Here is a 14647-nt window from a genome sequence, read left to right as displayed (position 1 = left end):
GCCATCCCGACGGATGGCCTCGTGGTCGACAACATCGGCAAGTCGTTCCGCGGCCGGCCGGTGGTGAAGGGCGTCTCCCTGCGGCTCTGCCGGGGCGAGGTGGCTGGCCTGCTGGGTCCGAACGGCGCGGGCAAGACCACCTGCTTCTACATGATCACCGGCCTGATCCCGGCCGACTACGGCGCCATCTACCTGGACGGCGAGAACATCACCGCCCAGCCGATGTACCAGCGCGCCCGCATGGGCGTGGGCTACCTGCCGCAGGAGACCTCGATCTTCCGCGGTATGAGCGTCTGGGAAAACGTCATGGCCGTCGTCGAACTGCGCCAGCGTGACGCCAAGAAGGCCCGGGACACTGTGAACGAGCTGCTGGGCGAACTGCGGATCGAGCACCTCAAGAATTCTCCGGCGGTTTCGCTGTCGGGCGGCGAGCGCCGCCGGGTGGAGATCGCCCGTGCGCTCGCGTCCGAGCCGTCGTTCATGCTGCTCGACGAGCCCTTCGCCGGCATCGACCCGCTGGCCATCGCCGACATCCGCGAGGTGATCGGCTATCTGAAGCAGCGCGGCATCGGCATCCTGATCACCGACCACAACGTCCGCGAGACGCTCGACATCATCGACCGCGCCTCGATCATCCACGCGGGCGAGGTGCTGTTCGAGGGCAGCCCCGACGAGATCGTCGATGATCCGGAGGTGCGCCGCGTCTACCTCGGCGACCGCTTCACCTAACTGCGCCAGCGCAGGGTCGCGGGCTCCACGGGGTTGACGAACGGCCGGCCCTCTCGGCGGCTCGCCAGCCATTCCCGCTTCAGCGCCTGGTACCACTTGGCCTGCCGGTCGGCGTCGTCGATCCAGAGCAGGGTCGGGTCGTGCTTCAGCCCCTGGTTCTGCAGGTTCACCATTTCGGCGTCCTGCCGCAGGAACGTCCGCGCCATCCGCGAGATCACCGGCTTCAGCAGAGTGAAGGCCGGGTGGTCCGACCAGGCGAGCTGGGTGATCTGGGTCCGCCCCGCATCGATCGGTGTCAGGCAGGTGAGGGACAGCACCTGTCGCCGGCCCACGGTGACGTGCTCCCAGCGGTAGCCCGGCAGCCGGAAGGTGATCTCGGTCTGTGGCTGGCCGCCGAGGATCGCGTAGGCGCGGCTGTTCTTCGACGGGGCGTGTCGCGCCATGGCGAAGCCGTAGTCCCGCGGCTCGAACCGCTTCTCCTTGTCATGCTCGCTGCCGGCGGTCCGCCACCACCACTGGCGATGGACGTAGGGGCCATGCGCCGGGTCCATCAGGCCGACGACCGCCTGGTCGATGTGGGCCTCGAAGACCATGCGGTCGGCGATCTTCGGCCGCCCGCCGACCACGCCCGGGAACTGCGGCGGCGGCATGTCCGGCTCGGCCGCTGGATCGGCGCCCACCCAGACGAACACCATCCCCTGGTTTTCCGCGACAGGATAGCGGCGCACGCGGATGCGGGAGATGTCCATCGCCTGATCCGCCGTCAGCGAGGGGATCGCTGCGCAGGCGCCGTCCGCGCCGAATCGCCACCCATGATAGGGGCACGCGATCGTCTCAGCGCCCCCGACCTCCCGGTGGAAACTGCCAGCCGACAGGGGCGCGGCGCGGTGCGGACAGACGTCCCGCAGGGCGAAGATCGCCCCTGAGCGTGAGCGGCCGAGCGCCACGGGCTCGCCCGCCACCTGCATGTGCGTCAGCCGGCCGGGCTTCAACTCGTGGCCGAGGCCTGCCAGGTACCAGGCGTCGGTCAGGAATCCGTGGCCGAAGCGCGCATCGGCGCGCGCGGTGCGGGTCTCGCCGTCGGGCATGCTGCGACTTTAGCGGGCTAGACGAGCCGCAGGAAGGCCGCGGCGAGGGGCGACAGGCCCACCGATCCGCCGCGCAGGTCGGCCTCGCCGGTCCGCAGCGGCAGGAGTTCGGCCCGCTCCAGCGACGGGTGCGCGAGCACCTGTGGCGCGTCCCCGAAATTGAAGACGCAGATCACCTCATCTCCGGCATGTCGCCGGACGAAGGCCACCAGCGGCGCGTCCACCCCCAGGAACTCGATCTCGCCCAGCGCCAGCGCGGACGTCGCCTTCCGGAAGGCGATCATCTCGCGGGAAAAGTTCAGCACGGAGTCGGGGTCTTCGCCCTGTTCCTCGACGGAAAGGCCCGCGTGTTCCCGGGCGAGCGGCAGCCAGGGATCGCCGGTGGTGAAGCCCATGTTGGGCCCGGTGGTCCAGGGCATCGGCGTGCGGCAGCCGTCCCGCCCGCCGTCGTAGGGCCAGTAGAGATCGCCCACGGGGTCGCGGAGCTGGTCGCGGGTCAGGCTGGCCTGCGGCAGGCCCAGTTCCTCGCCCTGGTAGATGAGCGTCGTTCCCTTCAGCGAGACCAGCAGGGCGAACAGCATCTTCGCCAGCTCGGGCGATGCGTCCTTGCCGCCGAACCGGCTCACCGTGCGCGGCACGTCATGATTGGAGAAGCTGATCGTGGGCCAGTGGCCGGGGTAGCTCTCCAGCGTCGCATAGTGCTGGGTCACGAACGTCGGCTGCAGCTTGCGCGCCAGCAGCATCACGAAGGTGTAGCCGGAGTGCAGGCCCTCCGTCGGCGTGCAGTAGGCGCCGCACCGCGCCTCCTCCTCCGAGAACTCGCCGAAGACGAAGCGGTCGCCGCCGTTCCGCCCATCGTGCGCCTCCACGCGGCGCCGGATGAGGTCCAGCATCTCCACGTTCTCGGCCAGGTTCGAGTCGTAGAGGTGCTGCTGCAGGTTGCCGGCGTGGCTCCAGTGCAGACCCCGCCGTTCGTCCATCGGCACCGGTGGGTTGGGCGTCAGCGCCTCGTCATGCAGATAGGTGCCGGCGACATCCAGGCGGAAGCCGTCGACGCCCCTGGAGAGCCAGAAGTCGAGGACGGAGAGGGCCGCCTCGCGGGCGTCCGGGTCGCGCCAGTTCAGCTTGGGCTGCTGTCGCAGGAACTTGTGATGGTAGTGCTGGCGTCGCGCCGGCTGGTAGGCCCAGGCCGGGCCGCCGAAGACGCTGAGCCAGTTGTTCGGCGCCGTGCCGTCATCCTGAGGGTCAGCCCAGACGTACCAGTTCGCCTTCGGCCCCTCTCGCCCGCCGGTGAGGCTCTCCACGAACCAGGGGTGGACGTCGGAGGTGTGGCTGAGCACCTCGTCCAGTACGACCTTCAGGCCGCGATCATGCGCGGCGTCCAGAAGCCGCTGGAAATCCTGGGGCGTACCGTAGTCCGCCTGGATCCCCTCGAAGTCGGCGATGTCGTAGCCCCAGTCGCGGTTCGGCGAGGGGTGGATCGGCGACAGCCAGATCCCGTCCACCCCCAGCGACTGGATGTAGTCCAGCTTGGCTTCGACTCCCGGCAGGTCGCCATGACCGTCACCGTTGCTGTCGAAGAAGCTGCGGACGTAGACGTGGTAGAGGATCGCGCCCTTCCACCACGCCTCGGCCACGGGATCAGACCTCGGACGCGTCGGTGATGATCTTGCCCACCAGGCCGTACTCGACGGCCTGCTCGGCGCTCATCCAGAAGTTCCGCTGGGTGTCCTTGACGATCTTCTCGTAGGTCTGGCCGGTCTCGCGGGCGATGAGGCGGTTCACCCGCTCCTGCATCTTGATGATCTCCTCGGCCTCGATCTGGATGTCCGAGGCCTGGCCGCGCACGCCGCCGGCCGGCTGGTGCAGCAGGAAGCGCGTGTTCGGAAGGCAGAGCCGGTTTTCCTTGGTGGCGCCCAGGTAGATGTGGGCGCCGGCGCTGGCGACCCAGCCCGTGCCGATGACCTTCACCGGCACGCCGCAGAAGCGGATCATGTCGTGGATGGTGTCGCCGCTTTCGACGTGGCCGCCGGGCGAGTTGATGATCACGCGGATCGGCTGGTCGCTCTCGGTGGCGAAGGCCGTGATCTGGGCCGTGACCCGTTCGGCCAGGCGCATGTCGATCTCGCCGAAGATCAGCACGGTGCGCGACTTGAACAGCGCGTTCTGAACCGGCCCGGCGGTCATCGGCATGTCGGGCTGGCGGCCCTTCTCGTCGCCGTCCTCGTCGTCGAGATAGGAAGTCCACTTCAGCATAGGGGTCGCCTTCAAAGAGTGTCTCGTCTCTGGAGTTATTGGTCCTCGCGCCGGACGGCAAGCCCGGAGGCGGTCGGCCGTCGGTCTTCCGCACCCCGACAAGCCAGTCGCCTGAACCAGGAGGCCCGCGCGCACGGCGCCCAGACAGCCAATGCATTTGAACATCCGGGATGCCGGCGCGCCTTGACCGAACGTCAGGAGCCGTCGCAAATGGCGCCAACTTTAAACAACCGTTTGGATGGAGCGCCCCGATGAGCCAGGTCCTGGAAGCCCCCCCTGTCAGCGTCAACGGCCTGTTCGACCTCACCGGCAAGGTGGCGGTGATCACCGGCTCCTCCCGCGGCATCGGCCGCGCCATCGCCGAGCGCATGGCCCAGCAGGGCGCGAAGGTGGTGATCAGCTCGCGCAAGGCCGGCCCGTGCGAAGAGGTCGCCGCGGTCATCAACGAGCGCAGCCCCGGCCACGCCATCGCCGTGCCGGCCAACATCTCGTCGAAGGAAGACCTTCAGCGTCTGGTGGACGAGACCCGCAAGGCGTTCGGCAAGATCGACATCCTGGTCTGCAACGCGGCCTCGAACCCGTTCTACGGCAGCCAGCTCGACATCCCGGACGAGGCGTTCCGCAAGATCCTCGACAACAACATCATCGCCAACAACTGGCTGATCCAGATGGTCACGCCCGAGATGCGCGAGCGGAAGGACGGCGCGATCATCATCGTCTCGTCGATCGGCGGCCTGCGCGGCTCCACCGTCATCGGCGCCTACTGCATCTCCAAGGCGGCCGACATGCAGCTGGCGCGCAACCTCGCCCAGGAGCTGGGGCCCGACAACATCCGCGTGAACTGCATCGCCCCCGGTCTCGTGAAGACCGACTTCGCCAAGGCGCTCTGGGACACCCCCGCCGGCGAGGCCCGCGCCAGCTCGGGCACGCCGCTGCGCCGTCTGGGCGAGCCCGACGACCTGGCGGGCGCGGCCGTCTATCTCGCCTCGCGCGCCGGCGCCTGGACGACGGGCCAGACGCTGGTGGTGGACGGCGGTTCGACCTGCTGACGATCCCAACCCCGGCTTGCCATTTTTCAAACGGGCGTTAGAGCCTTCGGTATGGCTGATGACGTGACCAAGCCGGCGGCGGCTACGAAGGAAACGTACGACGATCGTCCGTTCCACTCCGAGGACCTGCCGCCGGAAGTGCGGGCTCCGCTCGCGCCCTACAAGGGCGAGGCGCCGGCGTCTCCTGCCTGGTTCCAGTGGGCGATCGCCCAGGAGCCCGAGCGGTCGTTCGTCGGCTCGCACGGCGCGCGGCTGGAGGCCCTGACCTGGGGCGAGGTGGGCAGGCCCGGCCTGCTGCTCGTGCACGGCAACAGCGCCCACGCCGACTGGTGGAGCTTCATCGCGCCCTATCTGGCGAAGGACTTCCGGGTCACCGCCATGTCGCTGGCCGGCATGGGCGATTCCGACTGGCGGGAGAACTACCGCTTCCACGACTTCGCCGAGGACGCCGATGCGGTGGCCAAGGCCACGGGCCTGTTCGCCGACGGCCAGAAGCCGATCTACATCGGCCACTCGTTCGGGGGCGGGCAGGTCTTCTTCGCCGCCGCCCGCTATCCGCACCTGATGCGCGCGGCGGTGCTGGTCGACACGGGCTTCGGCGGGCCGCCGCCCGAGGTGCTGGAAGAGCGCAAGAAGCGGGCGGAGATGCTGGCCAACATCCCCAGCGCCGACCGGCCCAGCCGCGTCTACCCGACCATGGAGGCGGCGCTCGCCCGGTTCCGGCTGATGCCGCCGCAGCCGGCCGAGAACCACTACATCCTCGACTTCATCGCCCGCCGCTCGCTGAAGCGCGCGCCGCTGCCCGAGGGCGGCGAAGGCTATGCGTGGAAGTTCGATCCCAACATGTGGGACAAGCTGGACCGCTCGGGCGGCTTCTTCGACGGCGTGATGCCGAAGCTGGAAGTGCCGATGATCCATCTCTATGGCGACAAGAGCCGGATCATCGAGCGTCGCGCCTCGGGCGAGAAGAGCTTCCTCGACGAGCAGGTGCGCGAGATCGAGATCCCGGACAGCCACCATCACGTCATGATCGACCAGCCGCTCGCTTTGGTCGCAGCCCTCAGGACGCTTTTGGCGACCTGGCCGGGTTGAGCCCGAACAGGGGTTCGTGTATCGCCGCAGGCGACTTTTTCCATTTTCCGAAGAGAGTGAAATCCTGATGGCCGGAGACACGTCCGACTACCAGCGCGGCGCCATGGAGATCGCCGAGCAGACCTCGACCTACAACCTGGTCATGGGCATGACCAAGTGGGGGTCGCTGTACCTGTCCGCGTTCCTGCTCCTGCTGGTCCTGTGGTTCTGCGTGCCGACCGCCGGCTTCTTCGCCGGCCTGATCGCGGCCGTGGTCATGATCGCCGCCGGCACGGTCGTGCTGCGCGATAAGAAGGACGCCGCCGCCCACTGAGGCGCGTGAACGTCTGATTCGAGAGGCCTCCGCTCCGGCGGAGGCCTTTTGCATTTGCGGAACTCTTGATCCTCGAACGCGGGTCGGCCCGGGGCAAAGCTCGTGCGTGCGGGCATCCTCCTGGTCCGGGTTCGGCTCGAAAATTCCACGACTTCCCGCGTTGCAGCAAAATTCGTTCAAACAATCGTTTGAACCGACCGCCGCTGCGTCTGGACACCCCGACTGACGCTGCCTATGGTCCGGCCCCTGTCGCGCTTCATGGGGGTCGTCGCGAACCATGCCCGTTATCGCTGTCACCAAGGAACGCCGGGCCGGTGAAACCCGCGTGGCGGCGACGCCCGAGACGGTGAAAAAGTTCATCGGCGCAGGCTATTCGGTGGTCGTGGAGTCTGGCGCCGGCGACGGCGCCTCGATTCCCGACGCCGACTACGAGGCCGCCGGCGCGACGCTCGCCAAGTCGGTGAAGGACGCCGTCGGCAAGGCCGATATCCTGTTCAAGGTCCGCGGTCCCGAGGCCGACGAGATCAAGGCGCTGAAGCCCGGCGCCATCGTCGCGGCGACGCTCAACCCCTATCAGGACCGCGCCACGCTGGACGCGCTGGCGGCGCAGGGCGCCACAGCCTTCGCCATGGAGTTCGTGCCGCGGATCACGCGCGCCCAGGTCATGGACGTGCTCTCCAGCCAGGCGAATCTGGCCGGCTACCGTGCGGTGATCGAGGGCGCCGAAGCCTATGGCCGCGCCCTGCCGATGATGATGACCGCCGCGGGCACGGTCGCCCCGGCCAAGGTGTTCATCATGGGCGTCGGCGTCGCCGGCCTGCAGGCCATCGCCACGGCCCGCCGCCTGGGCGCGGTGGTCACCGCCACCGACGTGCGCCCGGCCACCAAGGAACAGGTCGAGAGCCTGGGCGCCAAGTTCATCGCCGTCGAGGACGAGGAGTTCCAGAACGCCCAGACGGCCGGCGGCTACGCCAAGGAGATGAGCAAGGAATACCAGGCCAAGCAGGCCGCGCTCACCTCCAGCCACATCGCCAAGCAGGACATCGTCATCACCACGGCCCTGATCCCGGGCCGGCCGGCGCCGCGCCTGATCACGGCCGAGCAGGTGGCCTCGATGAAGCCGGGCTCGATCATCGTCGACCTGGCCGTCGAGCAGGGCGGCAACACCGAGGGCGCCAAGCCGAACGAGACGGTGGTCACCGCCAATGGCGTGAAGATCCTCGGGTTCACCAACCTTCCCGGCCGCATCGCGGCCGACAGCTCGGCGCTCTACGCCCGAAATCTCGTGGCCTTCTCCGAGCTGTTCAAGACCAAGGAGGGCGCCTTCGCCCCGGACCTCGAGGACGAGATCCTGAAGGCGGCCTGCGTCACCCACGGCGGCGCCGTGGTCCATCCCTCGCTCAAAGCTTAAGCCGGAGCCCCGCAATGGACGTCGATCCGACCGTCTTCCGCCTGGCCATCTTCGTGCTGGCGATCTTCGTCGGCTACTACGTGGTCTGGAGCGTGACCCCGGCCCTGCACACGCCGCTGATGGCCGTGACCAACGCCATCTCCTCGGTGATCATCGTGGGCGCCCTCCTGGCCGCCGCGGCGAGCGGCGCGGGCGGCGAGGCCTCCGGCAACGTGATGATCTCCAAGGGCGCCGGCGCGATCGCCGCGGCCTTCGCGGCGGTGAACATCTTCGGCGGCTTCCTCGTCACCCAGAGGATGTTGGCCATGTACAAGAAGAAGTCGAAGTAGCGGATCGGGTTGGGGGCAAACGCAATGAACGCCAACCTCGCGGCGATCCTGTACCTCGTTTCCGGGGTGCTGTTCATCCTGGCCCTGCGCGGGCTGTCCTCGCCGGTCACCAGCCAGGCGGGCAACCGCAACGGCATGATCGGCATGGCCCTGGCCGTGGGCGTGACGCTGGTCACCCTGTTCGGCGAGGGCAAGCTGGACGGCCTGACCCTGGCGCTGATCGGCGCCGGCGTGGCGGTCGGCGGGACCATCGGGGCGGTGATCGCCCGCCGGGTGGCCATGACCTCGATGCCGCAGCTCGTCGCCGCCTTCCACAGTCTGGTCGGCATGGCGGCCTGCCTCGTGGCCGTGGCCGCGATCTACACGCCCGACGCCTATGGCATCGGCGTGCCGGGCGAGATCCACCTGACCTCGCTGATCGAGCTCAGCCTCGGCCTCGCCATCGGCGCCATCACCTTCTCGGGCTCGGTCATCGCCTTCGCCAAGCTGAACGGCAACATGAGCGGCGCGCCGATCCTGCTGCCCGCCCGTCACCTGCTGAACATCGTGATCGCCCTGGCGATCGTCGCGCTGGTCGCCATCCTGGTGATGAGCGGCGGTACGGCGATCTGGGCCTTCTGGGCGATCTTCGCGCTCAGCCTGCTGATCGGCGTCACCCTGATCGTCCCGATCGGCGGCGCGGACATGCCGGTCGTGGTCTCGATGCTGAACAGCTATTCGGGCTGGGCGGCCGCGGCCCTGGGCTTCACGCTCGAGAACATCACCCTGATCATCACGGGCGCCCTGGTGGGCAGCTCGGGGGCCATCCTCAGCTACATCATGTGCAAGGGGATGAACCGCAGCTTCATCTCGGTGATCCTGGGCGGCTTCGGGGCCGACGACAGCGCGGCGGTCGCCGGCGGCAAGGTCGAGACGCGGCCGACGAAGCAGGGCTCTGCCGACGACGCGGCCTTCATCATGAAGAACGCCTCGAAGGTGATCATCGTCCCGGGCTACGGCATGGCCGTGGCCCAGGCCCAGCACGCCCTGCGCGAGATGGCCGACAAGCTGAAGGAAGAGGGCGTGGAGGTGAAGTACGCCATCCACCCCGTCGCCGGCCGGATGCCCGGGCACATGAACGTGCTGCTGGCCGAGGCCAACGTGCCCTACGACGAGGTGTTCGAGCTGGAGGACATCAACTCCGAGTTCGCCACCGCCGACGTCGCCTTCGTCATCGGCGCCAACGACGTCACCAACCCCGCCGCCAAGACCGACCCGGCCTCGCCGATCTTCGGCATGCCGGTGCTGGACGTGGAGAAGGCCCGCACCGTGCTGTTCGTGAAGCGCGGCATGGCGGCCGGCTACGCGGGCGTCGAGAACGAACTGTTCTTCCGCGACAACACCATGATGCTGTTCGCCGACGCCAAGAAGATGGTCGAAGGGATCGTGAAGGCGCTCTGACGCGCCTTCAACCCGAACTCAGCCGAGGGGGTCGCCCGGGCCGAAGCTCTGGCCGGTCACGCCGATGGGCGGCTCGTCCTGCTCCAGAGGCGCGCCGCGACGGGTCACCAGGATGTAGCCGTCTGCCTGGCCGTCTCCGTCCAGGTCCACGTCCACGCGAATGACGGGCGGCGCCAGCGATGGCCCGAACGCGCCACCGCCGCTGCCAGACTGCACGCCGAAGTCGGAGGTCGGATCCGTGTTCGGGCCCGGCGGCGCGAGGTTGGTCGGGTCCGTCGCCGGCGGCTCACCGGGATTCTGCCGGAACTCCGGCAGCCGGATCTCCTGCCCGAGTTGGGTGAACAGGCGATCGCCCTCGCCGGCTGAGAAGTCGAGGATCACCCCCAGCAGCGTTCCGGCATGACCTTGTCCCGGCGCGCCCGTGACCACGAAAGTGTCGGCGCCTTCGCCCCCTTCGGCGACCACGCCCGCGGACAGTTCGACACGGTCGTCGCCGGCGCCCCCCAGCAGGGTGTCGTGGCCGCCGCCGCCGCGAAGCGTGTCGTCGCCGGCGCCGCCCTCGATCCGCTCGCTGGCCTCCGTGCCGACCAGCAGGTCGTCATCGGCCGTGCCGGCGAGCGTGGCGGGAGCCTTGGTTTCCGCGGGGGCTGCTGCGATGACGATGGTCGGCGCCGGCGGAGCTTCTGGCTCGGCCGCTGGCGGTGGGGCCGGAACGCCGGCCGTCTGCACCTCCATGGGCGTGCTGCGGGAATCGGCTCCGGCGGACAGGGCCGCCTGTGCAGCGCGCTGATCCGACGGGTCGCGCAGTGCGGCCCCTTGCACGGCCAGTTCGCGCTCCTGCGTCGGCGCCTCGGCGTCGGGAGCCGGGGGTGCGTCCTCGATCGGCAGGGGCGCGGCGGGGAGTTCGGCCGCTTCGGCAGCGTCGCCGACACTGGCGCTCTCGTAGAAGAAGGCGGTGGCCGCCAGCAGCGCCAGGAAGGTCTGTCCCTGACGGGCGCTCAGCGAGAACGGCAGGATGGTCGCCGACTGCGGGGCTAACGCTTCCTCGGCCGCGTCGAGACGTTCGCGCAGGGCGGTGTGCAGGTCGACACTCTCGTTGACCATGTCATCGATGGCCGAGTGGACGACGAACTTGCCGTCGATCCTCGCCACGTGGATCAGGACATCGCCGCTCTCATCGGTGACGACGCACCAGGGATCGCCCTCGTCGGTGGCGCCGAAGATCACTTCGACCCGGACGCCGCTCGCCGCCAATCGATCGGCCAGTTCCTCCAGGCGCGCGCGCTCGGCGGCGCTCCAGTCGCCGCTGTCCCGAACCCGCGCGATGAAGGGAACGACCTGACCCATGTGCCCTAGCGAAACGTCTCCTGCGGCCTAGCCGGCGGCCTGGCTCTTGGCCTGCTCGCCGCCGAACAGCAGCCGGAACAGTTCCGGCTCGTAGTAGCGGAGCAGGGTCTTGGCGAACTCACCGGGCTCCAGGCCCAGAGCCTCGGCCCAGGCGCCCTGGGTCTCGATCGGAAGGCGGCCCAGGCCGCTCTCCACCTGCGAGACGAAGGTGTAGTAGCGCAGGCCCACCTGCTCGGCCAATTCCGCTTGCGTCAAACCGGCCTGCTCGCGCTCGGCCTTCAGCCAACGGCCAGCCTGCTGGCGCAGCAGCTTGATCTGGGCGGCCTTGGCGGGATCGGTCGCAGGTCTCGGCATCAGGGGCTCCAGGGCTGGCGCATACGCCCTTGCAGGACGTCCGCAAGCCCGATAATACAGTATTTACGCAACAAATAACTACGCGACGTGTAGCCGCTGGTTCACCGCCTATCACGGCGATGGTTTTCGGGAAAGCTATGAAGCGACTGTTCGTGTCCGCGGCTCTGCTGCCGCTCCTGCATGCGGCCTCGGCAAGCGCCGAGACGAAGATATCCACCGCGACGACCGCGCCGGTCCGGACATCGACGATCGCCGGCGGCCAGCCCGATAGCATCCTGATCGAGACGGCGGGCTCCATCGCTCCGACGACAGCGGGGGCGGCCGTGACGGTCGACAGTTCCCACGCCGTCACCAATAGCGGCTCCATCACCTTCAATGGCGTGAGCGGCGCCACCGGCATCCTGGCGACCGGCGAGGTCGGGATCGGCATCGCGAACGCGGGCTCGATCAGCCTAGTGGAGGACTATACCGCGACCGACACGGACTCGGACGGGGACGTCGACGGCCCGTTCGCCCAGGGGACCGGGCGCTATGGCGTGCGGGTGCAGTCGCCGACGTTCGTAGTCGGAAACATCGCCAGCAGCGGATCGATCGCCATCGAGGGCAATGACTCGGCGGGCATCTCGGTCGAGACGCGGCAGATCGGGGCCGTGACCACCTCGGGAACCATCAGCGTCATCGGCGACCGCAGCGTCGGCGTGCGCGTGGACTCGATTTCAGGCGACGTGAAGATCCTCGGCGCCGTCTCGGCGCAGGGCGAAGGGTCGGTGGGAGTCCAGGTGGGCCAGGTCGACGGGGCGCTGGTGCTGCAGAACGGCATCACCGTCACCGGCTATCGCACCAACTCGCGCCAGACCGACGCCGTGCGGGCCAAGTTCGACGCCGACGACCTGAAGCAGGGCGGTCCGGCGGTGCGGATCACGGGCAGCGTCGCCAAGGGCGTCCTGCTTGATCGCCCGCCGGCGGATACGTCGACGACCGACACCGACGAGGACGACGACGGCGTCGTCGACACGGCTGAGGCCACGGCCTCGATCATCTCCTACGGCGGCGCCCCCGCCATCGACATCGGCGGCGCCACCGCGACGACGCTTGGGGCGGTCGGGACGGGCGTCCTGCAATACGGGTTCGTGAACCGGGGCACGATCACCGCGGACGGTGTCAACGACGGCGTGGCGGCCACGGCCCTTCGGATCGGCCAGCCGGGCGGCGGGACCGTGACGGTGCAGACGGGCATCCACAACGACGGGGGCACGATCGTCGGCCGGTCCTATCTCGCGCAGTCCACCGGCGTGCTCCTGGGCGCCGGCGCCGTCGTCCCCGCGTTCGTGAACTCGGGCGTCGTGGGCGCCGAACAGAATGGCGGCCTGCATGACGCCCGCGCCCTGGTCGACCAGTCGGGCACGCTGTCGTTCGTCGACAACTTCGGGACCATCAAGGCGGTGGTCACGCCGGCGACCGGCGTGACCCAGACCGGGCGGGCGGTCGCCATAGACCTGTCGGCGAACACGTCCGGCGCGCTCATCCGCCAGTCGAAGCTGACGAGCACCGCGGTTCCCACGATCGGCGGCGACGTTCTGCTCGGCAGCGGCGACGACCGGCTCGAACTGCTGGGCGGCACGCTGAGCGGCACGATGAGTTTCGGGGCGGGCCGTGACTCCCTGCTCATCGACGGCGGGGCTGCGGTGGCCGGCCGTATCGTGGATGCCGACGGGACGCTCGCTCTCGATCTCCGCGAGGGCAGCCTTACGCTCTCCAACACCGCTGTCGTCGGGCTCAGCACGCTGAACATCGGCGCAAAGGGCGTGCTCGCCGTCAGCATCGATCCGTCGGTCACGACGACCCGCCTCAATGTCGCGGGCGCAGCGACGGTGGCCGCGGGCGCCCAGGTGGCGGTGACCCTGACCGGCATCTCCCGGGGGACGAAGTCCTTCCAGATCGTCCAGGCGGGTTCGCTTGAGGTGGGGCAGGCCGGGGCGACGCTGGCGGGGGCGCCATTCCTCTACCAGGCGGCGCTGCGCGCCGAGACTTCGGCGGGCGCCCTCTATGTCGATCTGCGCCCCAAGACGGCGGCCGAACTGGGACTCAACCGGTCCGGAGGCCAGGCCTATGAGGCCATCCTCGCCTCCCTCGACAAGGACGAGGCCATCGAACAGGCCTTCCTGGGCCAGAGCGCCAGGGCCGGGTTCCAGAACCTGTATGACCAGATGCTGCCGGATCACTCCGGCGGCGTGCTGATGTCGGCGGCGGCGATCTCCTCCGCCGTCTCTTCCGCCGTCGCCCAGCCGATGGCCATCGACACGACGTCCGGCTCGGGCGTGTGGGCCCAGGAGGTGGTCTTCAACATGCGCCGCGACCGGGTCGACGCCATGGGATTCAAGAGCCAGGGCTTTGGCTTCGCGGCCGGCTATGACCTGCAGGGCGAGGCCAACGCCCTCGGCGCCAACGTCAGCTTCGTCACAGCGGACGTGAAAGACCGGGGCTCGGCCGCCGGCGAGGAAACCTCGATGAACCTGATCGGCGCCGGCCTCTACTGGCGCGTCGATGGGGGCCCGCTCCAGGCGGCGGTGCGCGGCGGTTTCGGCTACGCCTTCCTCGAGGGCGACAGGCGCCTCATCGCCGAGGATCTTGGCTTGCGCGCCAAGGCCAGCTGGAACGCCTGGATGGTCGACGCCTACGCCGGCGCCTCCTACGAGTTCCGGGCCGGCCCCTTCTACGCCCGCCCCGAGCTGTCGGCGAGCTACCTGCGGCTTGCGGAGGATGGGTACAGGGAGAAGGGCGAAAGCGCCGGCTTCAACCTGACGGTCGACAAGCGCTCTGCCGACATGCTGACCGGCGAAGCCCTGCTGGCGATCGGCTGGCGGTTCGGCGACGAGGTCTACTTCGCGCCCGAGATCAAGGGCGGCTATCGCACCAAGCTCGCTGGCGGTCCCGGGAAGACCACCGCCCACTTCGAAGGCGGTCAGGATTTCACGCTGTCACCGGAAGATGCGTTCAAGGGCGGCGCCGTCGTGCGCGCGGGGTTCCGGGGCGGGGCCGCGCGCGTCCTCTACGCCGTCAACGGCGGAGCGACGCTGGACGATGACTACGAGGAGTATGACGTCCGGGCGACCATCCGCTTCCAGTTCTGAGTCTCCGGAGGATGTTCGCCTGTCGGGGGCGCCGGTTTGCCGCCGGCCCGGATTTTGCCTAGAACGCCCGGCAGCCTGCCGACCGGTCCCGCGTTGGAAACGGCGGGC

General features: G+C 68.9%; 13 protein-coding genes. 8 read left to right on the top strand and 5 right to left on the bottom strand.

The annotated features are described in order from the left end of the window. Window positions 1–3: 3 nt before the first annotated feature. Entirely contained in the window at window positions 4–729 is a 726-nt protein-coding gene (lptB, locus tag DJ019_RS14850; RefSeq protein ID WP_111276877.1) for an LPS export ABC transporter ATP-binding protein, read from the top strand. Here the strand turns inward: lptB and DJ019_RS14845 are convergent. The 3 genes from DJ019_RS14845 to DJ019_RS14835 are packed head-to-tail and all read right to left on the bottom strand — an operon-like array spanning window position 726 to window position 4073. Beyond that, on the bottom strand, window positions 726–1817 hold the full coding sequence (locus tag DJ019_RS14845) for an aromatic ring-hydroxylating oxygenase subunit alpha (RefSeq protein WP_111276821.1): 1092 nt from the start codon (window positions 1815–1817) through the stop codon (window positions 726–728). The two genes, lptB and DJ019_RS14845, sit on opposite strands and share 4 nt — an antisense overlap. A 17-nt stretch (window positions 1818–1834) precedes the next feature. After that, window positions 1835–3454: an alpha-glucosidase gene (locus tag DJ019_RS14840; RefSeq protein WP_111276820.1), complete on the bottom strand. Its 1620-nt coding sequence runs from the start codon at window positions 3452–3454 to the stop codon at window positions 1835–1837. 4 nt (window positions 3455–3458) lie between these two features. Next, window positions 3459–4073 carry an ATP-dependent Clp protease proteolytic subunit gene (locus tag DJ019_RS14835; RefSeq protein WP_111276819.1) on the bottom strand — a complete coding sequence of 205 codons (615 nt, stop codon included), beginning with the start codon at window positions 4071–4073 and terminating at the stop codon, window positions 3459–3461. Between the two features lie 251 nt (window positions 4074–4324). On the opposite strand from DJ019_RS14835, the gene DJ019_RS14830 reads away from it, so the two are divergent. The 6 genes from DJ019_RS14830 (at window position 4325) to DJ019_RS14805 (ending at window position 9707) form a co-directional block, all read left to right on the top strand. Continuing rightward, window positions 4325–5122 carry an SDR family oxidoreductase gene (locus tag DJ019_RS14830; RefSeq protein WP_111276818.1) on the top strand — a complete coding sequence of 266 codons (798 nt, stop codon included), beginning with the start codon at window positions 4325–4327 and terminating at the stop codon, window positions 5120–5122. Between the two features lie 51 nt (window positions 5123–5173). Then, window positions 5174–6214: an alpha/beta fold hydrolase gene (locus DJ019_RS14825; protein WP_111276817.1), complete on the top strand. Its 1041-nt coding sequence runs from the start codon at window positions 5174–5176 to the stop codon at window positions 6212–6214. A gap of 67 nt (window positions 6215–6281) precedes the next feature. Further along, window positions 6282–6527: an aa3-type cytochrome c oxidase subunit IV gene (locus tag DJ019_RS14820; protein WP_111276816.1), complete on the top strand. Its 246-nt coding sequence runs from the start codon at window positions 6282–6284 to the stop codon at window positions 6525–6527. Between the two features lie 277 nt (window positions 6528–6804). Continuing rightward, on the top strand, window positions 6805–7938 hold the full coding sequence (locus DJ019_RS14815) for a Re/Si-specific NAD(P)(+) transhydrogenase subunit alpha (protein WP_111276815.1): 1134 nt from the start codon (window positions 6805–6807) through the stop codon (window positions 7936–7938). A 14-nt stretch (window positions 7939–7952) separates the two neighbouring features. Then, entirely contained in the window at window positions 7953–8267 is a 315-nt protein-coding gene (locus DJ019_RS14810; RefSeq protein WP_111276814.1) for a proton-translocating transhydrogenase family protein, read from the top strand. Between the two features lie 24 nt (window positions 8268–8291). Further along, window positions 8292–9707: an NAD(P)(+) transhydrogenase (Re/Si-specific) subunit beta gene (locus DJ019_RS14805; protein ID WP_111276813.1), complete on the top strand. Its 1416-nt coding sequence runs from the start codon at window positions 8292–8294 to the stop codon at window positions 9705–9707. Window positions 9708–9725: 18 nt separating this feature from the next. Here the strand turns inward: DJ019_RS14805 and DJ019_RS14800 are convergent, their stop codons facing one another. Continuing rightward, complete coding sequence (locus DJ019_RS14800; RefSeq protein WP_111276812.1) at window positions 9726–11054, bottom strand: calcium-binding protein; 1329 nt, start codon at window positions 11052–11054, stop codon at window positions 9726–9728. A 27-nt stretch (window positions 11055–11081) separates the two neighbouring features. Then, complete coding sequence (locus tag DJ019_RS14795; protein ID WP_111276811.1) at window positions 11082–11408, bottom strand: helix-turn-helix domain-containing protein; 327 nt, start codon at window positions 11406–11408, stop codon at window positions 11082–11084. A 137-nt stretch (window positions 11409–11545) separates the two neighbouring features. On the opposite strand from DJ019_RS14795, the gene DJ019_RS14790 reads away from it, so the two are divergent. Further along, window positions 11546–14539: an autotransporter outer membrane beta-barrel domain-containing protein gene (locus DJ019_RS14790; protein WP_111276810.1), complete on the top strand. Its 2994-nt coding sequence runs from the start codon at window positions 11546–11548 to the stop codon at window positions 14537–14539. Window positions 14540–14647: the final 108 nt, after the last annotated feature.

This window comes from Phenylobacterium kunshanense, assembly GCF_003254525.1.
Taxonomy (GTDB): Bacteria; Pseudomonadota; Alphaproteobacteria; order Caulobacterales; family Caulobacteraceae; genus Phenylobacterium; species Phenylobacterium kunshanense.
Note: the sequence above shows the minus strand (reverse complement) of the source record. Positions and strands in the feature narration are given on the sequence as shown.